The organism is Haemophilus sp. oral taxon 851 str. F0397 (assembly GCF_000242295.1).
Classification (GTDB): Bacteria; Pseudomonadota; Gammaproteobacteria; order Enterobacterales; family Pasteurellaceae; genus Haemophilus.
In genome coordinates, this window is record NZ_JH591077.1 from 1 (window position 1) to 20,905 (window position 20,905).

Consider the following 20,905-nt stretch of genomic DNA (forward strand, 5'->3'; position numbering starts at 1 on the left):
TTAATTTAGATACACTTGCTTGCGTGTTGGTGTCAATGGCGTTAATGGTAGAAACGCCATTTGTGGTCTCCACTGTTACATTACGACCCGCTTGAATACCAGCAACTGTCGCATTAATGGTAATTTTAGAAACGCCATTCGCTTCTGTAGTTGGTGTCACGGTAATGCCATTACCTGATGCAATATTGACTTTATCACCTGGGTTAATTAAGCCTACTGTTTTATCACCAGCTTGTAATGTCCAGCCGCTATTATTAATAGCATTAGCAACTGCTTTATCGGTAGTTAAGCCGGTTGGCGTGGTAATATTGTTGGCAGCCCCCGCTGTGAATTGAAGTTCGTTTGATTTGGTTGTATTGATTTCTAATTTATTATCACTCGCTTTGGTTGTAATAAAACTACCTGTCGCACCAACAACAGATAAACGTTGATCGTGTAAACGTACATCACCTTTTGTATTGTTGTCACCTTTGAAGGCAAGGTTCACGGATTTTAATTGCGCTACGTTTACTGCGTCATCATCTGCCTTACCTGCAGCTAGGTGGTTGATTTGACGGGTTTTATTACCATTACCAATTGATAGTCCAGCAAGGTTAGAGGTAAGCGTTTTTCCATTGAGTCCATCATAGTGATTTGCTCGCCCATCATGTGTAGATGCATCAAAGCCAGTTTGACCTGAAGCTGCAGTTGTTTCTGATTTTGAACCTAAAGCAATACCATCAGCGATGTTTGCTACGGCAGCTGAGCCAATGGCAACAGCGTGTTCCGCACTCGCAGTAGTTTTATTACTATCATTCTGATCACCTGCACCTAGTGCAATTGAATTATTACCTGTACTTTGAGCATTTCGACCAATTGCAATTCCTCGAGCACCATTACTGTAAGCTTTATCACCTATTGCAATTGCACTAGTGTGTAACGTTGTTGCAGCATTACCAATTGCTACTGTACGAGCTTGTTTACTGGTTGCACCGTTACCGATCACAACAGCGCTGTCGGCATTACTTGTTGCTGTACCAACATTTAAGTCATATTGTTCATTATTTTTTAATGCTGTCGCTGATTTACCAATTACTACAGCGTTATTTGCAGATGAGGCTGCGTCTTTACCAATCGCAATCGCATTATCCCCAGTTGCACCTTTATTATCTTCATTGGTGCCACCGCTAGAGTTAACAGAGAAATATTTAATATTTTTCTTCGTTCTGAATTTTAAGGTTTTGCCATCGCGTTCCACATTGATTGTATCGGTGTCTTGAAAAGTTACGGTTTCATCACCTTTTACTAAAGCATCGGTTTTACCTGCTTCGGTATTACCATTTTCATCTACATCACGCAATTTCCATTTTGTAATTTCTTTTACACGATCGGGATTAAGATTTAAATTCCAAACTGTTTTATTAGGATCATGTGGATCTGGATGAGTAACCGTAATATCGCCATTTGGTGAAACAACATCATAATGTTTAATCGCTCCAGCAACGGCTTTTAATTGTGCAACGTTTACAGCATCAGAATCGGCGCTACCCGCAGCAACATTAATAATTTGGCGAGTATTGCTAGAATCCCCTACAGAAACCGCACCTTTGTTACCTTTTATAGTATTTTTAATTAGATTTAATGCTTCAGGAGCATCCACTAAACGTACTGGTGCATAAACACTGTTTTCAGTATTAAATCCTGTGCTTTTGCTAGGATCGCTAGTATTAATAACAATTCCATTTTGACTGCGTGCAGTACGATCAGCAACAGAATCATCACCCAGTGCCACACCGCTATCTACTTTAGCGTTAGCACCTTTACCTAATGCAATAGATTGGTTGCCATCTGCTTTTGTGCCACGACCTAAAGCGGTTGATTCTGTGCCATTCGCTGCCGCACCACGCCCCACCGCTGTCGCGTTTTCTCCATTTGCTTGAGCAACAGGACCAACAACTGTTGCGTCTTTTGCAGTTACTAGCGCCCCCTTACCAATAACTAAACTATTTTCAGCCTTATCTGTTGCTTGTGAGCCATTACCAATAGCAATCGCATTTTCCGCCGAGGCAGAGGCGTGGGAACCTGTCGCAATAGATTTTTTACCACTTGCTGTAGCACTTTCACCAAAGGCTGCTGAAGCTTCACCAGAGGCATTTGCGGTTGCGCCTGCCGCAATAGAATCGCGCCCAGAAGCAGTAGCTTTTTTACCTAGAGCTGTTGCATTGTCAGCTGTTGCCTTGGCACTCGCACCAACAGCCATTGATGCGTTACCTGTTGCTTTTGCTCCTTCTGGCGCATCTAAATCGGTGCCTCCAGCCAAATCACCTGAACCTATCGCAATTGACGATTCCCCCTTAGCCTGTGTTTTTGCACCTACAGCGGTGGATAAGTAATTTTCAGCACTAGCATTTTTACCAACGGCGATACCTAATTGTTCTTTGGCATTTGCTGACTTACCGACCGCCACACCATAATTCTTTTCTGCTATAGCCCCTTCACCAAATGCAGAAGAATTATATCCTTTCGCTTGCGCACCATTACCTACAGCAGTAGATTGTTGTCCCGCTGCTTCTGCTTTGGAGCCAATCGCTGTAGCCCCCTCAAGTTTTGCAACACTATTACTACCAATTGCAATCATTCCTCTATCGGGAGATACTCCAACCTCGTCATCTCCAACCCTGTTAGTAACTGCATTTGCACCAATTGCAACTGAATATCCATCGTTAGCTTTAGCTGCTTCACCGTAAGCAACAGAGTTTCTATTTGCATAGCTATTAGTACCAATGGCCATTCCATTTACTGTATGTGTTCCTTGTGGGTAATTAATAGCAGCTTCAGCTCCCCCAACAATAGCCCCAGCGGAAACTGTCGCTAAAACTACCGCATTTAATGTTTTACTTGATTTTGTTTTGCCTTTTGCACGGCTAAGTTCGGAAACGGCAACCCATGTTTGTGTGATCGTATTCCAAATAACTTTATAGATATGATTCATATTTTTAATCCTATTTTTTTGAAAAATTGAGATGTCCCTGTTCAATACTCAGAGGAAAAATTGGGGAGATTGAATGAGTGGGTGGTTTTACAAATTAAAGTGTTTAATGAAAAGAGTGTTTCCGCCTGGAAAGCAGGAAGTGATAAAAGACTAGTTGATTCAATAATAGCTTGGTTATATTAAAAAAGCCGATAACATTCCATGTTATGCAACGTATAAAGTTCATTTTATGGCCCGATTTATTATAAATAGTGAAATTAACGTTTTAGAGATATCAATTTATTTGTTTACTGAACTAGAAATAGACAAATAGAATTTTGGAACAGATTGTACCACTTTATTATTTGAAATAGAAAGAAAATTTTTAAGAATAATAACCATAACCATAACCATAACCATAACCATAACCTGCATATTTTTTCTATTTATTCATGTTATTTATTCTTTATTATGCAATTAGTTTTAATCACAAACTGCGTGCAAAATTTAGGATTTTCGGTAGAATTCGGGTGAGAAAAATGCACTTTAATACGGATTTAAATTGGCGTGTATTTTTGAATTAGTAAATAACTCGTCAGTGGACGAATCTGAACCTTAACGAAGAAAACGACGATATTATGCTTCCAGAACTTGGCTTTTTCCTTCTTTTACTCGCAACAGCTAGCGCGTTTTTTCTTGCGTTAGTGCCTCAATTTGGATTATTCAAAAAAAATCCGACTTTAATTAATGCAGCTTGGCCGCTTAGTTATATTTTTACCCTTGCGACGACGTTCTCAATTGGTTTGCTTGCTTATTCTTTTGCGGTGGATGATTTCACCCTTGAATATGTAGCGGCACATTCTAATTCCCAATTACCTACATTTTTTAAAGTGGCTGCCACGTGGGGCGGGCATGAAGGTTCAATGTTGTTTTGGTTATTTTCATTGAGTTTATGGCTTGCTGCCTTTGCTTTTTTTAATCGAAAAAATAACCGCACTTTTTCAGCTCAATCTTTATCTTTATTGGGATTAATTTGCTTTGGTTTTGCGGTGTTTATTTTATTTTATTCCAATCCATTTGGACGAATTTTTCCCGCACCGGCAGAAGGGCGCGATCTCAATCCAATGTTGCAAGATGTGGGATTAATTTTCCATCCGCCTTTGTTATATGTTGGCTATGTGGGCTTTGCGGTAAATTTTGCGATGAGTTTGAGTGCGTTGATTTATAACCAGTCTGCACGACAAATTGCACGTTCCATGCGTGGCTGGGTGTTGGTTTCTTGGTTATTTTTAACCATTGGCATTGTGCTTGGTGCGTGGTGGGCATATTACGAACTCGGCTGGGGCGGTTGGTGGTTCTGGGATCCCGTAGAAAATGCGTCTTTAATGCCTTGGTTGCTCGGTTTGGCTTTATTACACAGTTTAATGGCGACAGAAAAACAAGGCGTATTTAGTTATTGGACAACGCTTTTTTCTTTGCTTGCTTTTGCCTTTAGCGTATTAGGCACGTTTATTGTTCGTTCTGGCGCACTCACTTCTGTGCATGCTTTTGCATTGGATAACACGCGCGGTTATGTGTTGTTATTAATTTTCTTTGTTTTGACAGTGTTAGCCTTTGGTTTATTCGCTTTACGAGCGGGCCGTTCATCAGAAAGTGCGGTGAAATTTCAGTTCGTTTCTAAATCGGGTGGCATTTTATTACTGAATATTTTGCTGACCATTGCGACGGTTTCTACCTTTTTAGGCACCTTTTACCCGATGTTATTTCAGGCGATGAATTGGGGCTCAATTTCGGTGGGAAGTCCTTATTTTAATAGTATTTTCTTCCCAATTATTACGGTAGTTTTAATCTTAATGGTGATTTCACTTACCATACGTTGGGTGCAATTTGATCGCACATTATTGATACGTTGCGTATGGTTGTTGATTCCGTCTTTAATTCTTGCCGGCTTGATGATTTGGCAACAGCTACGCCATAATTCTGCATTAAATTTCCATTCTTTCGCCTTTGTGTTATTAACTCTTGCGATTTGGCTTTTGTTCGTCACTTTATGGCAAAATTGGCGACAAATTCGTTTGTCTCAATTTGGTATGATTTTAGCGCATTGTGGCGTGGCGATTGTGACTATCGGTGCGGTGATGAGTGGTTATTTTGGCAGTGAAATTGGTGTGCGTTTAGCACCGCAACAAAGTCAAAAATTGGGACAATATGAATTTCACTATCGTCAATTTTCTAATGAAATCGGGCCAAACTTTACGGCAGAAGCCTCCTTTTTTGACGTAACTGAAAATGGCAAGCCTTATGCAGAAATTATCCCCGAACGCCGTTATTACGATGTACGAACAATGACAATGAGTGAAGTAGGGCTTGATAGCGGTTTCTGGGGCGATTTATATATTGTGATGGGCGATTCTCTCGGCAAAGGAGAATTTACTTTCCGCTTACATTATAAACCACTGATTCGTTGGCTTTGGGCTGGCGGTATTTTAATGGCCTTTGGAGCACTTTTTAGCGTCTTCGGATTGCGCAGAAAACAGGAAAAATAATGAACAAAAAACTTATCTTTTTTACACCGCTCTTTGTACTTTTAGGCGTGTGTGTATTATTAATCGCAGGGTTAAATCAAGATCCGAAAAAAATTGCGTCGGCTTTAATTGATAAACCTGTTCCAGAGTTTTATCAGGCTAATTTACATGAGCCATCACAAATCGTAAGTCCGAAATATTTTCCTAAACAGCCATTTTTATTAAATGTGTGGGGCAGTTGGTGTGGTTATTGCAAGGAAGAACATCCTCTGTTAATTGAGATTGCAAAAACGTTGCCTATTGTGGGCGTGGATTATCGCGACAATCCTCAAAATGGCATTGAAATGCTTAAGCGAATGGGCAATCCGTTCGTCTTCACCATTGATGATAGCCAGGGGGAATTGGGATTAAAATTAGGCGTGGATGGCGCGCCAGAAACTTATCTTGTGGATGAAAATGGTGTGATTCGTTATCGCCATTCTGGTTTACTAGATAAAGAAACTTGGCAAACAGTCTTTCTGCCAAAAATTGAAGCATTGAAGAACAAATGAAAAGCATATTAGATATTTTTACTCGCGGTTTTATTCAGGTTCAAAAAACAGTTTTTTTTGCGACCGCACTTTTATTTGCATTTTCCTTATTTGCCCAAGCGGAAATGGTGGATACCTATCAATTCCAAAATCAAGATGATCGTACTCGCGCCGTAGAGTTGGCAAAATCTTTACGCTGCCCACAATGTCAGAACCAAAATTTGGTGGAATCTAATTCTCCTATTGCTTATGACTTGCGTCTTGAAGTGTACAAAATGGTGGATGAGGGCAAAACTAATCAGCAAATTATCGATCAAATGACCGCTAGATTTGGCGATTTTGTGAATTACAAACCGCCATTCAAATGGAATACGGCGTTGTTGTGGCTGTTGCCAGTCGCTCTTTTAATTTTAGCAGCCGCATTGCTTTATTTCTCAAATAGAAAAAAATCGGCTTTATCTTCAGTCGAGCAGGGAAGTGCATTGGAAAAAGAACAGCGATATTTTTCTGTTAATGCTAAGCCTTATTCGGATCCTAAGCAAAATGAACAAAAGACTTATTTTTTCGGAAAAAGTAATTACAAACTTTCTTTTGTGATTTTCTTTTTATTAATTGCTATTCCAAGCGTTTATTATTTTTCTCTTGATCGTTTTAGTCGTGTTCAACAAGGCGAGCAATCAATGATTGAGCAACATAATCAAAATGTTGAAATGAATGATGAACACAAAAATGAAAATGTGATTGAGAAGATCCAAAATAAACTGCGAACTGATCCGAATAATGCCGAAACTTGGCTTCAACTTGGGGAAGCCTATGTGCAGAATAATGAATTTGATAGTGCGCTTGTGGCTTATTCTAATGCGGAAAAAATATCAGGAAGTAAACCTAATATTTTAGGCTTGGCAGCCACCGCACTTTATTATCAAGCAGGCCAGCAAGTGACCCCAAAAGTCGAGCAACTTTTGAATGAAGCTTTGTCAAAAGATAAAAATGAAGTATCTAGCCTTTCTTTGTTGGCGACAATTGCCTTAGAAAATCGCCAATATCAACAAGCCAGTGGGTATTTACAGCAGTTATTAGATTCAGGTAATGCGGCAGTGGATCGTCGTTCAGTTATTCAACGAATGAAGATGTTGGATTTTTTACAACGTGGTGAAAAAGGGCAAAATCCGTGAGCCAATATTCTGAAAATATTATTATTGGTGCAGGGGCTGCAGGATTATTTTGCGCAGCACAGTTGGCTAAATTAGGCAAGTCTGTAACAGTTTTTGACAACGGCAAAAAAATCGGACGTAAGATTTTGATGTCGGGCGGCGGGTTTTGTAATTTCACCAATTTAGAGGTTACGCCTGCTCATTACCTTTCGCAAAATCCTCATTTCGTCAAATCGGCACTAGCCCGTTATACCAATTGGGATTTTATTTCTTTAGTGGCGGAGCAAGGGATTGCTTATCACGAAAAGGAATTAGGGCAATTATTTTGCGATGAGGGCGCAGAACAAATCGTTGAAATGCTGAAATCTGAATGCGATAAATATGGTGCTAAGATTTTACTGCGTAGCGAAGTTTCTCAAGTTGAACGGATTCAAAATGATGAAAAAGTGCGGTTTGTTTTACAGATAAATTCAACCCAATGGCAATGTAAAAATTTGATTGTCGCGACGGGCGGGCTTTCTATGCCAGGGCTTGGCCCAACGCCATTTGGTTATCAAATCGCAGAACAATTTGGTATTCCTGTTATTCCTCCACGAGCGAGTTTGGTACCTTTTACGTATCGAGAAACAGATAAATTTTTAACCGCACTTTCAGGTATTAGCTTGCCAGTCACGATCACGGCGCAGTGCGGAAAATCGTTTCACAACCAGCTTTTATTTACTCATCGTGGTATTTCAGGCCCTGCGGTGTTGCAAATTTCCAATTATTGGCAGCCCACTGAGTCTGTAGAAATTGATTTATTACCGAACCACAATGTGGAAGAGGAAATTAATCAAGCTAAACAACATTCACCAAAACAAATGTTGAAAACCATCTTGGTTCGATTACTTCCGAAAAAATTGGTCGAGCTTTGGATTGAACAAGGCCTTGTGCAAGATGAAGTTATCGCTAACATCAGTAAAGTGCGGGTAAAAAATCTAATGGATTTTATTCATCACTGGGAATTCACCCCTAATGGCACAGAAGGCTATCGCACAGCTGAAGTGACAATGGGCGGTGTGGATACTAAAGTAATTTCTTCTAAAACAATGGAAAGTAATCAAGTAAGCGGTTTATATTTTATTGGTGAAGTATTGGATGTGACGGGCTGGCTAGGCGGTTATAACTTCCAATGGGCGTGGAGCTCGGCTTATGCTTGTTCACAAGGAATTAGTGAAAAGTAGAAGGGATGTTGAAAATACGTTAGAATTCTTTTCATTAAATCATAAAATAAGGAAGTAAAATGTCAAAAATCCTCCCACTACATGCAGACACAGTCGGCTCTTATTTACGTTCACAAGTATTAAAAGAGGCTCGTTTAAAATTTGCATCAGGTGAAATTTCTCGTGAACAATTAACTGAGATTGAAGATCAAGAAATTACAAAGTTAGTCCAAGCTCAGTTAGATGAGGTATCCAAATCATCTATTTATTGAGCATTTAAAGAAATTGAATGTTATTGTTGGTGATCGTAGCATAGTTAAATATACCATCCCTAGTCCCAATCAATTAATGTATCCTATTCAGTGGAATACGGGCATTTATGCTACACGTGAAGAAATCGCTAAAGAGGTTTGGGGCGAAGATTAATTTGATTTTATGGGTAGATAATAAATGGCTCCTTATGGAGCCATTTTTTAACGCTGAATTAAGTAACGCAATTTTGTTCCATCTTGCTCTACACTTAGCAGTGTATAGCCATGATTTTTAGTATCAATAGGAATGTTGTTGATAGATTGTGCGCAATCGCTTAATAGTTCTAAAATTTCACCTTTTTGTAATTGTGGCATGGTTTCTAACATTACAATAGCGGGGTAAGGGCAGGGTTCGCCTAACGTATCTAATGTATAATCGGGTGAAATGTCTTTTGGATCTTTATCTAATTTTTGAACAATAGTAAATGCCATGATTATGCTCCTTTTGGTTAATTACATCCACAGCCAGTTTGTGCGGTTATTTGAGATTTTGCTTTGGCTAAGAAACGACGTTCCCACCAGACTACGGCAATTAAACATAAAATTAATAAACCGTAATTCACAAGTAAGCCACCCACGGGCCCGAAAGATTTTAGTAAATTAAGTTTTTCGTAATCAAGTGCTAAAACAGGAGCGATATCATCCCAGACATAGGCGAGATAAGTTGATCCGACTACATTACCTAAGCCAACCCACATAAAGTGTACTTGACCTTCCATTGAGCGATACATCCAACCTGTTTCACAACCACCAGCGAGTACAATACCAAATCCGAATAATAAACCGCCAATAATAGCATTGGGGCCAGCCCACATAATTTTAGGCGAGACGCCAAGTTGAATGTAACTAAATACACCAATTGTGCCCACTAATATTCCAAAAATAATCGCTTTTGCCATATAAGCACGCCCAGTTACCCATAAGTCACGGAAAGCTGAGGTAAAACAAATTTGAGCTCGTTCAATTAATAACCCGAAAGCCAAACCACAAAGCATAGCAAAACCAAGTTTAATAGATTGAGTCATGACATAAAGAGAAGCAATAAGGTAAGCAAAAAATACAACCATGCCAATCCAGAAACGGCGTTGTGCTTGTTTAGGATCTGTTTCTTTTATTTTCGCTGCGCCTTTTTTCAGTTCTAATTTAACGCGAAATATTGGTAGTAATGTGACTTTTACACCAGCATAAGTACCAATTGCAGTTGCGATAGTGAAGAACCAAGCGTGTACCGAAAATTGTGGGATACCTGTAAAAAGTGAAGCTAAATTACATCCCATTGCTAAACGTGCACCAAATCCTGCTAATGCACCGCCAATTAAAGCCTGAACAATCCGACGTTTATGTGGTTGGTTGCGCCATTTTACATTATTTGCCCAAAGTGCCGCAGAAATACAACCTGCAAACATGCCTAAGATCATGACGCCATCAACACGTGAGAAGATGTTACCTTGCATTCCTATGATTTTGTAGTAACTCCACTCAGATACATCAACGCCTAATGCTTGTAATGCATGTCCTCCCCATCGAGTAAATTCCCCTGTCACAGCCCAATAAGTGCCTGTTACCCCAAAGTAATAAGCGGAAAGCAAACCTGCTGCAGTCACTGCGACAATCGGATTCCAGTACTTAATTAAATAATCTTGTTTGAATTGTAGCCAAATCTCTTTCATAAGATAACCTAAATTTATTGAAAAGAAAGATTTGCAAGAAAGGTATAAATAATGAATGCAGTGAAAAAAGAAGTGCCCATTTTCCTATACACAAAACTTGCGATATAAGACAAATGAAATTTGTCGGACAAAATAATAACATTATTTTAACAATAAAGGCAAAATCTTTATTACTTTGCCTTTATAGGTATCGTATTTTTTGATTAAAGAATATCTAATAATTCTACTTCAAATACGAGTGTTGAGAATGGTGGAATTGATGCGCCAGCACCACGTTCACCATAAGCAAGTTCGTGTGGAATAGTGAGTTTCCATTTAGAACCGACAGGCATCATTTGTAATGCTTCAACCCAGCCACGAATTACGCCATTTACAGGGAATTCAGCTGGTGTGCCACGAGCAACAGAACTGTCGAATACGGTGCCATCTGGTAATGTACCAGTGTAGTGTACACGCACTTTATCTGTTGCAGATGGTTTTGCGCCATTGCCTTCAGTCATGATTTCGTATTGTAAACCGCTGTCTGTTACGTTTACGCCCGCTTTTTTTGCATTTTCTTCTAAGAATTTTTTGCCTTCTTCTTCAATGGCTTTAAATTGCGCTTGTTGTGCTTCAGCTGCTTGTTGTTGAAGTGCCTGAACCGAATGCATTAAGTCATTGATGTCTAATGCTGGCTGATTATGATTTAATGCGTCAAAAATGCCTTTTGCCACAGCTTCAACGGTGATCTCCATTTGGCTATCGGCTAATTGTTGGCCAATTTGCAAACCAATACCGTAGCTACCTTTTTCAGAAACGCTTTCTAATTTTACTTGTTCAAAATTCATTTGATGTTTTCCTTTCGTTAAAAATTATTTTTTATATGCCAAGATTTCGCCCATGCGAACAGGTTCGTTGACGCTTAGATGATCAGCTAAACGGACTTGATTTGCTTGGAATAAATTAATCACTGTCGAACCAAGTTGGAACCACCCCATTTCTTGACCTTTCAATAATTTGACCGCACTTTCGCCTTCATAAGTCCAAGTTTTCACTTCGTTGTGGCGTGGTGGATTAATTACGCCCGCCCAAGTGGTGCCAATACTTGCCGTGATGGTTGCGCCGACTAAAATTTGTACCATTGTGCCAAATTCAGTATCAAAAACACAAATCACACGTTCATTACGCGCAAATAAATTTGGTACATGCTGAGCTAAAAATGGGTTCACAGAGAATAAATCACCTGGTACATAAATCATTTTGCGTAGCGTACCATCACACGGCATATGTACTCGGTGATAATCACGAGGAGAAAGATAAGTAGTGGCAAATTCACCATTTTTAAAGGTTTCCACTAATTCTTTATCTTCTGCTAGTAAGTCTTCTAGGCTGAAAAAATGCCCTTTAGCTTGCAATAAAAGATTATCGTCAATATGACCACACTCGCTAATGCGACCGTCTGCGGGTAAACAAAGTGCGGTAGGATTTTGATTAATTGGACGCGCGTTTTCTTTTAACGGACGAATAAAAAATTCATTAAAACTTGCGTAATCAGAAAATTGTTCTTTTTGCGCAATGCTCATATCAATGTTGTATTTTTTCGCAAAAGCTTTAATTACAACATGGGTTAGTACACCCCATTTTTGTTTAGCAAACCAGCCTGCAATTTGAGTTAAATAAATTTGCGGCATGACATATTGAAATGCCACTTTCAAGCGTTGCCAATAAGAATTTGAAGTCATCATTATCTTTCCTTGTTAAAAAAAGAGGCGTGATTATAGCAATTTTTATCAATGTGCCAACTTTTTTGATGATTGGGGGAAATAATCAAGATAAAAAAATTGGCACACGTTGAAAGCGTGTGCCATTGTGGCGTATTAATTAGAACAAGTATCTCACACCAAGATGAGCTTGCCAATTTTGTTTAAAGTTATGCGTTGAAGAACGTTGTGCCTCGAAATAGAGTTGCGTATTTTTCGCTTTATTCATATAAGAGAGCCCAAAACCATAAACCCACCAACTCCCTTTATTACTGAATTTCTCAACTGCAACTTCATTAAATGTGTGTTGCATTTCACCTAAAAATTCTCTTTCATACATTAGCTTGACATAAGGATGTAGATTTTTTTCATTGAAATAATCTAGCCCTGCACGAAAGCCGATTCGCCCCACTAAACTACGCATTCTTTCTGTTTTAACGCTTGCATCATGTGAGGTTTTAAATGAATAGCCATTCGTAGCGTGATAACTTAATTGTGCTTCTGGTTGGAAATAAATAACACGTTCAGCATTTTGGCTTAGGTTAAAACGTTTCCCCATTTCAGAAGAAAAAATGTATGTAGACGCCATGATGTTTGGAGAGGTAATGTCTTTATTTGAATAATTAATTACATTATAGCCACCACGATATCTAATAGCTTTTGCCCAAAAATCCAAATACAGATCGTTTTCTTTGTTTAGCCAAGCAGAATATAAACCTAACTCTTTACCATAAATATGAATTTTTCCACCAAATGTATTCAATCGTGCAGTTGAATTGATGTATCCAAATGAGAGCCCGTTGTAATTAATCCAATTTCCTCTTGCTTTAATCCAATCATAACCTGCTTTTAATCCACGATAACGATTTGTGTATCCTCTCACTTTCACAGTTTCTGTTCCGACATATTCGCCACCAAGAGATTTAACCCAAACATTTTGTTGTTTAACAATCTCTTTATTGAAATGAACCTCTCCTAAACGTTGATGTAAACTTTCAGTTAAAGTTAAATTAGATTGATAGATTAAATCATTCAACACCACTGCAGCCTGAGCCCATGAACTCAAAGTAGCAGGATGAAGATAGAAATCGTGTTTATTGTCAGCCTTAATATCGGCTATTCTAGAATCTGTAGATTCACCTATAGAAAAACAGTAGGCCCCTTGTTCGGTACAGCGGACATTCAGTTTATAAATCGCTTTGTTATCTTTTTCATCGCCTCTATTTTCAACAAGTTTAAGGTATTCCTTTCCTGTCGTTTTCGCAGTCGCTTTATCTTTATCTTTATCTTCATATTCAATAATATGCGTTCCTTCACTGCTTTTTCTGGTAATCAATTGATCTGATTCACGTCTGAGTATATCACCATACATTTTTAAGGTGCCTGCATCGCCTTTTAAGTTTTTTACGGACACATTGACGAATTTTTTATCATCACCGAACTCTACAACAGCACCTTTCGATAGGTCTAGTTCTTTTATCATAGAATCATTTGTTACTTTCCAACGAGCCCCATTACTCATGGTTAGATTAATAGCATTTTTCGTATTATCGATGACATCATTTTTGATAATACCATTTTCATCAAAAAATTCTTTACTTCGCTGAATCTCAGCTTCCGTATCAGCAATCTGTTTTTTGAGTTTTTCTTTTAACTTTTCACTTACTGTGGGTTTATTTAAACTTTTTGTCCAAGAATCAATTTGTTTCTTTTTACGCTCAATGTCTCTTGTATTATTGAGCATTACATTATCATCTGCATCTACTGTTTCATCAAACAGGTTTTGCTTAGATGTATAAGCTTGTTTCCCAATATGCGCTTCACCTTCAAAATAGGAGTTTTTATTACCTAAATTAACATTGACCACACCACTATTATAGGCATGAATATCCCCCTTGATTTGAACAATCTTGTCTGGTTCACCAACAATATCAACTTTGCTGTTTTTTCCAGTTACATTTATAGCATCTCCAATACTCTTAGGATTCCCCTTGTCATCATATACAGGCGTCACATCGATATTAAGATTTCCCCGAAATGTGACTTCCATTTTAGAATCATCAGGAATATGACCTCTATTCCTTTTATTAGACCGAGCAGATAAGACAACTCCATAATTTTCAGCATTCATATGACCGTTTCTCTCTACCTTGATATTCACATCACCATCGTATTCCATCATGGTTTTCGTTGGATATGCTGTATCAATATTGGTTGAACCAGTCGTATTGTTATAATGATTAATAGCAATCCCACGAGAATAGTGTGTACCTGACTTCACATCGATATTCAATGTAGAGCCCTTTTCTGAACGAACATGGTACTCCCCTACTCTGGAACTATTATTGAATAGTTGAATACCATTTGATTGTTCTTTCTCAGCCTTAGTCAATTTGTCATCATCCAAATGGGTATTTATGGTATTAACGCCTTTGAAAGTCAGCAATGCAGGAGATAAACCACGTCCTATCTTACTCTTGATTTGATCGTGAGTCTGTATACCCGTAGCGGCAGCATGATTATCGATAGTGACATTCTCAAAAGTAATCGTATTATTTCCTTCCGTACTTCCATCAGCGATTGACACGGTGCCAGTCGATTTCTTGTCACTGCTTAGATAGGTAAGCTTATAGTCTCCTTCTGTGATATCACGCACAATGTTATGTGTCTCAAACGTACTTGGTGCAGGAACCGTAGGATTATCCCCTAACTTCCCTTTTATAGTAATGTTATTGCTGCCACCATGAGTTGCAATGATAAGGGAGTTTAAAGGTTTATTTGCAGTAGCTGCATCATAGGTATATGATGTGATTTCCCCTGCTTTTGCATACACTAAGGTATAGTTTGGCTTTTCAAAGACATTTCCTTGTGCGATTAGAGGAGCTAAAAGAACAAGTAGTAATATTTTTTGATTTTTCATAATAACCTTATTTTTATAATGATTCGTTGTTTTTATTTACAGATGAAATTAAAAGTGCGGAGTGTTTTAACTTCATTTTTTGTTATAGGATTCTACCTAATCGCCTGATTATACCTATACTTGATTAATTTTTGAACTCAAATTGTTTTTTTTTTTGAGTGATTTGGGGCGCTTTTTTAGTGGTGAATAGATTGAGATCAAATTTTGTCCAGATTAACAACACATAAAAAAGTGTACATAAAATTAAGGATGAAACTAATTTATCTGAATTGAAAGCAAATAAAATTTGCTCTCGTGTAAATTTGAGAAATTTATCGATTTCCCTTTGACTATCTTCGCAACAACAGGTAATATTCACGCCCTATGCAAAAGGTAAAACTACCCCTAACCGTTGATCCGGTAAAAGATGCTCAAAGACGGCTTGATTATGTTGGCTATTATGCTGCTAATCAGCTTGAGCGTTTGGCGGAATCAGTGGTAAACGTGCTCAGCGATGCACAGGTAACATTATCGTTTTATATTGATCCACAAAAATTAGTAGTGATGAAAGGTAAAGTGCAAGTTGATGTTGAATTAGAATGTCAGCGTTGTAACGAGCCTTACAAACAAACATTGGAATGTGAGTTTACTTATAGTCCAGTGGCTAATTGGGATCAAGCTGATGTATTGCCGGAAATTTATGAGCCAATCGAGTTCAATGAGTTTGGCGAAATAGATTTAATTGGCACGGTGGAAGATGAGCTAATTTTAGCTTTGCCGCTTGTACCAATGCATTCATCTGAACACTGTGAAGTGTCCGCGCAGGAACAGGTTTTTGGCGAATTGCCTGACGAATTGGCAAAAAAACCGAACCCGTTCGCTGTATTAGCTAATTTAAAGCAAAAGTAAATTAAATTTAGGAGTATGGCCAATGGCTGTTCAACAAAATAAAAAATCTCGTTCACGTCGTGACATGCGTCGTTCACACGATGCGTTAACTACTGCTGCAGTATCAGTGGATAAAGCAAGCGGTGAAACTCACTTACGCCACCACGTAACTGCAGACGGTTACTACCGTGGTCGTAAAGTGATCAATAAGTAATTTTTACTTATAGGTATTCACTTGACTCGTCTAACCTTGGCGTTAGATGTGATGGGCGGGGACATTGGTCCCCGTATTACTATCCCTGCATCCCTTTTAGCATTGGAAAATGATTCTGAGCTTTCTTTAATCCTCTTTGGCGATAGTCAACAAATTTCTCCTCTTCTCAATAAGTGTTCTCAGTCAGTTTTAGAACGAATACAAGTTCAACATTGCTCAAGTGTTATCGAAAATAATCAAGGCATATCTTATGCGTTGCGTCATAGTAAAGGTACATCAATGCGTTTAGCATTAGAATTTGTACAACGTGGCGAAGCGCAAGGTTGTGTCAGTGCGGGCAATACAGCGGCATTAATGGGATTGTCGAAGATTTTATTGCAGCCTTTACAAGGCATTGCACGCCCTGCATTGATTTCTCAGGTACTGACCATTGATGGTGAAAAATCAGTGATGTTGGATCTTGGTGCAAATATTGAGTGTAGTGCGGAAAATCTTTATCAATTTGCTATAATGGGCGCAATTTTTGCTGAAGCTCGACTTAATTTGGTGTATCCGAGAATTGGATTATTAAATATAGGTATTGAAGAAATCAAAGGCCATCAATCTATTCGTGATGCCGCAAATTTACTGCAAAAATCAACCGTACTTAATTATGTCGGATTTATCGAAGGTGATGTTTTACTGAATGGGAAAGCCGACGTGATTGTGAGTGATGGATTTGCAGGCAATGTGGCCTTGAAAACCTTAGAAGGGGCGGTGAGAAATTTGTTATCTTTGTTTAAAGATAAAGCGAATTCACGTTTTATAAAGCCCATTCTTGCTTGGCTTTTTCGCTTTGTATTTAAACAACGCTATAAACGCTTGAAACGAATTAACCCTGATGAATATAATGGCGCATCACTTATTGGCTTAAAAGCTGTGGTGGTAAAAAGCCACGGTAGCGCAAATGTGAATGCTTTTGCACATGCTATTGCTGATGCCGCTTTCCAAGCTCGCCAGCAACTTCCAGAAAAAATATTGGTTGGGCTTGCTCGTTATTAATGACTTAATTTTTATTTATTATGAATAGCAGAATTTTATCTACTGGTAGTTATTTACCAAGCTACATCCGCACAAATGCGGAATTGGAAAAAATGGTTGATACATCAGATGAATGGATTGTCACTCGTTCCGGTATTCGTGAACGTCGTATCGCAGCGGCAGATGAAACTGTTGCAACAATGGGATTTGAAGCGGCAAAAAATGCGATCGAAGCTGCTCAAATTAATCCTCAAGATATTGAACTGATTATTGTTGCCACTACAAGTCACTCACACGCTTATCCAAGTGCGGCTTGCCAAGTGCAAGGTTTATTAAATATCGATGATGCGATTTCTTTTGATTTGGCAGCAGCTTGCACTGGATTTGTCTATGCATTGAGCGTGGCAGATCAATTTATTCGTGCCGGTAAGGTGAAAAAAGCCTTAGTGATAGGCTCAGATCTCAATTCTCGTAAATTAGATGAAACTGATCGCAGCACTGTTGTACTATTTGGTGATGGTGCAGGAGCAGTCATTCTTGAAGCGAGTGAGCAAGAAGGGATTATTTCTACTCATTTACATGCTTCAGCAGATAAACATAATGCCCTTGTTTTAGCTCAACCTGAACGTGGTGTAGAAAAATCAGGTTATATCGAAATGCAAGGAAATGAGACGTTTAAACTTGCGGTTCGTGAACTTTCAAATGTGGTGGAAGAAACACTTTTAGCAAATAATTTAGATAAAAAAGATTTAGACTGGCTTGTGCCACACCAAGCAAATTTACGTATTATTACAGCGACAGCTAAAAAATTAGAAATGGATATGTCGCAAGTGGTGGTAACGTTAGATAAATACGCTAACAACAGTGCAGCAACTGTGCCTGTCGCTTTAGATGAGGCTGTTCGAGATGGTCGTATTCAACGTGGGCAGTTACTATTATTAGAAGCCTTTGGCGGTGGTTGGACTTGGGGTTCAGCATTAGTACGCTTCTAATTAGTTTGTTAGAATATGTAAGCTGTTTAAAGAGTGCGGTTAATTTTGACCGCACTTTTGGTATTTTATTGTCAGGTTTCGCCTGATGGCGACCTACTTTCTTTTACTCGTGTAAAAGAAAGTAGGCAAAGAAAACACGCCCCAGTTAAATCGCTGTTCTTTGCTTTGTTTCAATTTTCTTAACGGCAATTTGCTGAACTCGCTGCGCTCAAACAGACGCAAATTGCCTAAAAATTGAAAGTCGCAAAGGCGATTTATATGGGGCCTCGAATTTATCGGAGCATTATTTAAAAAGTGCGGTTAATTTTGAATTCATTTTAAGAACAAAAAATATTTTGAGTTTTGACCGCACTTTAAATCGGAGAAAGAACAAATTGGGTTCCCTTCTTTTCCACCTTTGTGTAATTGAATTTGTAGGAAATTTTCGTCTGTTTGAGCGCAGCGAGTTCAGAAAATTTCCGTTAAGCAAATTCAATGGAACAAAGGAAATAAGGAAAAGCAGGGACGCTTTTCTTTTTGCTTACTTTTTCTTTGGCGAGGCAAAGAAAAAGTAAGTCGCCGTCGGCGAAATCCGATTTTAATTACCGAAGAAGAATTCTCAATTAAAAAACAATAGGACAAAACATAATGAAAAAATTCGCAATGGTCTTCCCAGGTCAAGGCTCCCAAACTGTCGGTATGCTTGCTGATCTTGCCACTGAATATCCAATCGTTACTGAAACATTTAAACAAGCATCTGATGTGCTTGGATATGATTTATGGCATCTTATTCAACAAGGCCCTGCTGAAGAACTTAATAAAACTTGGCAAACTCAGCCCGCACTTTTGGCAGCTTCAGTCGCTATTTATCGTGTATGGCAAGAAAAATTTCCTCAATTAAAACCAGAGGTGATGGCAGGCCATAGCTTAGGTGAGTATTCTGCCTTAGTTTGTGCTGGCGTGTTGGATTTCCAAGATGCGATTAAATTAGTGGAATTGCGCGGAAAACTAATGCAACAAGCTGTGCCTGAAGGCACTGGCGCAATGTATGCGATTATTGGTTTGGATAATGAAGCGATTATTAATGCTTGTAAACAAGCGGAAGAAGGTGAAGTTGTATCTGCTGTGAACTTTAACTCACCAGGCCAAGTCGTTATCGCTGGCGCGAAAGCTGTAGTTGAGCGCGCGGCTGCATTATGTAAAGAAGCAGGCGCAAAACGTGCATTGCCGTTAGCTGTGAGTGTGCCTTCTCATTGTGCCTTGATGAAACCAGCAGCCGAGCAATTAGCGGTAACACTTGAGAATATTCAAATCAATACACCAACAACATCGGTATTAAATAACGTTGATGTGAAAGCGGAAACTGAAGGTGCAGAAATTCGTACCGCACTTGTTCGTCAGTTATATAGCCCAGTTCGTTGGACTGAAACAGTTGAAAAAATGGCGCAAGATGGTGTTCAAGCGCTTGTTGAAGTGGGACCAGGTAAAGTATTAAATGGTTTAACTAAACGCATTGTGGGTGATTTACAGGCAATATCAGTAAATGATGTTGCATCATTCAATGCTGTAGAAGAATTTTTAGAGTAAAAGGAAGAAAAAATGCAAGGTAAAATTGCTTTAGTGACAGGGGCTACTCGTGGTATCGGTCGTGCGATTGCAGAAGAACTTAGCTCAAAAGGTGCGTTTGTAATTGGTACTGCAACATCTGAAAAAGGTGCAGAAGCAATTTCTGCATATTTAGGAGACAAAGGTAAAGGTTTAGTTTTAAACGTAACGGATAAAGAATCTATTGAAACTTTACTTGAACAAATTAAAAATGATTTTGGCGATATTGATATTCTCGTGAATAACGCAGGTATTACTCGCGATAATTTATTGATGCGTATGAAAGATGATGAGTGGTTTGATATTATGCAAACTAACTTAACTTCGGTATATCATCTTTCTAAAGCCATGTTACGTTCAATGATGAAAAAACGTTTTGGTCGTATCATCAATATTGGCTCAGTGGTGGGTTCAATGGGTAATCCAGGACAAGCTAACTATTGTGCAGCAAAAGCGGGTGTGATTGGTTTTTCTAAATCTTTAGCGAAAGAAGTAGCTGCACGTGGTATTACTGTAAATGTGGTTGCACCTGGTTTTATTGCAACGGATATGACAGAAGTCCTTACTGATGAACAAAAAGCGGGTATTTTATCTAATGTTCCAGCAGGTCGTTTAGGCGAAGCTAAAGATATTGCTAAAGCCGTTGCTTTCTTAGCTTCTGATGATGCGGCTTACATTACAGGCACAACGTTGCATGTAAATGGTGGTTTATATATGAGCTAATGCTGAAAATCAGCGTTTCTCTTTATTTAGACTTGAGTGGCGTTCTAAACACAAAATCATAGCCAAAGATTTTAGATAATGTTAGAATCCCATTCGCAGTGTAGCTTGGTTACGCCTTGAGCGTATGCAAAGGTACGTAACTATTTTTAATGTGTGTATTCAGATTGCCCATTTTGTGGTGCGACCAGCCTATAAAATAGTTGCAAGTTGATAAAAAATACATACACTAACCGCTCTTTTATGAGTTAAAACCAACAAAATAGGAAAAACAAATGAGTATTGAAGAACGCGTGAAAAAAATCATCGTTGAACAATTAGGTGTTAAAGAAGAAGATGTTAAATCTGAAGCTTCTTTCGTTGAAGATTTAGGTGCGGACTCTTTAGACACAGTTGAATTAGTAATGGCTTTAGAAGAAGAATTCGATATCGAAATTCCAGATGAAGAAGCTGAAAAAATCACAACTGTTCAATCTGCGATTGACTACGTGCAAAACAATCAATAAT

Annotated in this window: 17 protein-coding genes and 1 pseudogene; 12 read left to right on the forward strand and 6 right to left on the reverse strand. The window is 38.6% G+C overall.

What is annotated here, in order from left to right:
* The coding region (locus HMPREF9096_RS05010; RefSeq protein WP_009500340.1) for an ESPR-type extended signal peptide-containing protein at nt 1-2,971 on the reverse strand (2,971 nt) is incomplete at its 3' end.
* 617 nt (nt 2,972-3,588) lie between these two features.
* Between HMPREF9096_RS05010 and nrfE the strand changes: the two genes are divergently transcribed.
* The 5 genes and pseudogenes from nrfE to HMPREF9096_RS09395 all read left to right on the forward strand — a co-directional run.
* On the forward strand, nt 3,589-5,496 hold the full coding sequence (gene nrfE / locus HMPREF9096_RS05005) for a heme lyase NrfEFG subunit NrfE (RefSeq protein ID WP_009500343.1): 1,908 nt from the start codon (nt 3,589-3,591) through the stop codon (nt 5,494-5,496).
* Nucleotides 5,496-6,026 (forward strand): DsbE family thiol:disulfide interchange protein, encoded by a 531-nt coding sequence (locus HMPREF9096_RS05000; RefSeq protein ID WP_009500344.1) that lies wholly within the window; start codon nt 5,496-5,498, stop codon nt 6,024-6,026. The genes nrfE and HMPREF9096_RS05000 overlap by 1 nt, the downstream gene beginning before the upstream one ends.
* Nucleotides 6,023-7,180 (forward strand): heme lyase NrfEFG subunit NrfF, encoded by a 1,158-nt coding sequence (gene nrfF / locus HMPREF9096_RS04995; protein ID WP_009500345.1) that lies wholly within the window; start codon nt 6,023-6,025, stop codon nt 7,178-7,180. The genes HMPREF9096_RS05000 and nrfF overlap by 4 nt, the downstream gene beginning before the upstream one ends.
* On the forward strand, nt 7,177-8,382 hold the full coding sequence (locus HMPREF9096_RS04990; RefSeq protein ID WP_009500346.1) for an NAD(P)/FAD-dependent oxidoreductase: 1,206 nt from the start codon (nt 7,177-7,179) through the stop codon (nt 8,380-8,382). The genes nrfF and HMPREF9096_RS04990 overlap by 4 nt, the downstream gene beginning before the upstream one ends.
* A 59-nt stretch (nt 8,383-8,441) precedes the next feature.
* A pseudogene (locus HMPREF9096_RS09395) lies at nt 8,442-8,772 on the forward strand (5-methyltetrahydropteroyltriglutamate--homocysteine methyltransferase); the annotation flags it as partial.
* 62 nt (nt 8,773-8,834) lie between these two features.
* Here HMPREF9096_RS09395 and yedF read toward each other — a convergent pair.
* The 5 genes from yedF to HMPREF9096_RS04960 form a co-directional block, all read right to left on the reverse strand.
* Entirely contained in the window at nt 8,835-9,104 is a 270-nt protein-coding gene (gene yedF / locus HMPREF9096_RS04980; RefSeq protein ID WP_005627337.1) for a sulfurtransferase-like selenium metabolism protein YedF, read from the reverse strand.
* A gap of 17 nt (nt 9,105-9,121) precedes the next feature.
* Nucleotides 9,122-10,342 (reverse strand): selenium metabolism membrane protein YedE/FdhT, encoded by a 1,221-nt coding sequence (yedE, locus tag HMPREF9096_RS04975; protein WP_009500350.1) that lies wholly within the window; start codon nt 10,340-10,342, stop codon nt 9,122-9,124.
* A 203-nt stretch (nt 10,343-10,545) separates the two neighbouring features.
* Nucleotides 10,546-11,169 carry an FKBP-type peptidyl-prolyl cis-trans isomerase gene (locus HMPREF9096_RS04970; RefSeq protein WP_009500351.1) on the reverse strand — a complete coding sequence of 208 codons (624 nt, stop codon included), beginning with the start codon at nt 11,167-11,169 and terminating at the stop codon, nt 10,546-10,548.
* 24 nt (nt 11,170-11,193) lie between these two features.
* Nucleotides 11,194-12,063 carry an archaetidylserine decarboxylase gene (gene asd, locus HMPREF9096_RS04965; protein WP_032803387.1) on the reverse strand — a complete coding sequence of 290 codons (870 nt, stop codon included), beginning with the start codon at nt 12,061-12,063 and terminating at the stop codon, nt 11,194-11,196.
* A 139-nt stretch (nt 12,064-12,202) separates the two neighbouring features.
* Nucleotides 12,203-15,001, reverse strand: a complete 2,799-nt coding sequence (locus tag HMPREF9096_RS04960; protein WP_009500354.1) for an autotransporter outer membrane beta-barrel domain-containing protein — start codon at nt 14,999-15,001, stop codon at nt 12,203-12,205.
* Between the two features lie 363 nt (nt 15,002-15,364).
* On the opposite strand from HMPREF9096_RS04960, the gene yceD reads away from it, so the two are divergent.
* From yceD to acpP, 7 genes are all read left to right on the forward strand, one after another.
* Complete coding sequence (gene yceD, locus HMPREF9096_RS04955; RefSeq protein WP_005633285.1) at nt 15,365-15,889, forward strand: 23S rRNA accumulation protein YceD; 525 nt, start codon at nt 15,365-15,367, stop codon at nt 15,887-15,889.
* Nucleotides 15,890-15,911: 22 nt separating this feature from the next.
* Nucleotides 15,912-16,082, forward strand: a complete 171-nt coding sequence (gene rpmF / locus HMPREF9096_RS04950) for a 50S ribosomal protein L32 (protein WP_005544470.1) — start codon at nt 15,912-15,914, stop codon at nt 16,080-16,082.
* Nucleotides 16,083-16,103: 21 nt separating this feature from the next.
* Nucleotides 16,104-17,123, forward strand: coding sequence for a phosphate acyltransferase PlsX (gene plsX, locus HMPREF9096_RS04945; protein ID WP_032803371.1), 1,020 nt, complete (start codon nt 16,104-16,106; stop codon nt 17,121-17,123).
* A 20-nt stretch (nt 17,124-17,143) separates the two neighbouring features.
* Nucleotides 17,144-18,094, forward strand: a complete 951-nt coding sequence (locus HMPREF9096_RS04940) for a beta-ketoacyl-ACP synthase III (RefSeq protein ID WP_009500357.1) — start codon at nt 17,144-17,146, stop codon at nt 18,092-18,094.
* Nucleotides 18,095-18,721: 627 nt separating this feature from the next.
* Nucleotides 18,722-19,660, forward strand: coding sequence for an ACP S-malonyltransferase (fabD, locus tag HMPREF9096_RS04935; RefSeq protein ID WP_009500360.1), 939 nt, complete (start codon nt 18,722-18,724; stop codon nt 19,658-19,660).
* A 12-nt stretch (nt 19,661-19,672) separates the two neighbouring features.
* Nucleotides 19,673-20,401 carry a 3-oxoacyl-ACP reductase FabG gene (gene fabG / locus HMPREF9096_RS04930; RefSeq protein WP_005627320.1) on the forward strand — a complete coding sequence of 243 codons (729 nt, stop codon included), beginning with the start codon at nt 19,673-19,675 and terminating at the stop codon, nt 20,399-20,401.
* Between the two features lie 272 nt (nt 20,402-20,673).
* Complete coding sequence (acpP, locus tag HMPREF9096_RS04925) at nt 20,674-20,904, forward strand: acyl carrier protein (protein ID WP_005627318.1); 231 nt, start codon at nt 20,674-20,676, stop codon at nt 20,902-20,904.
* Nucleotide 20,905 lies beyond the last annotated feature (1 nt).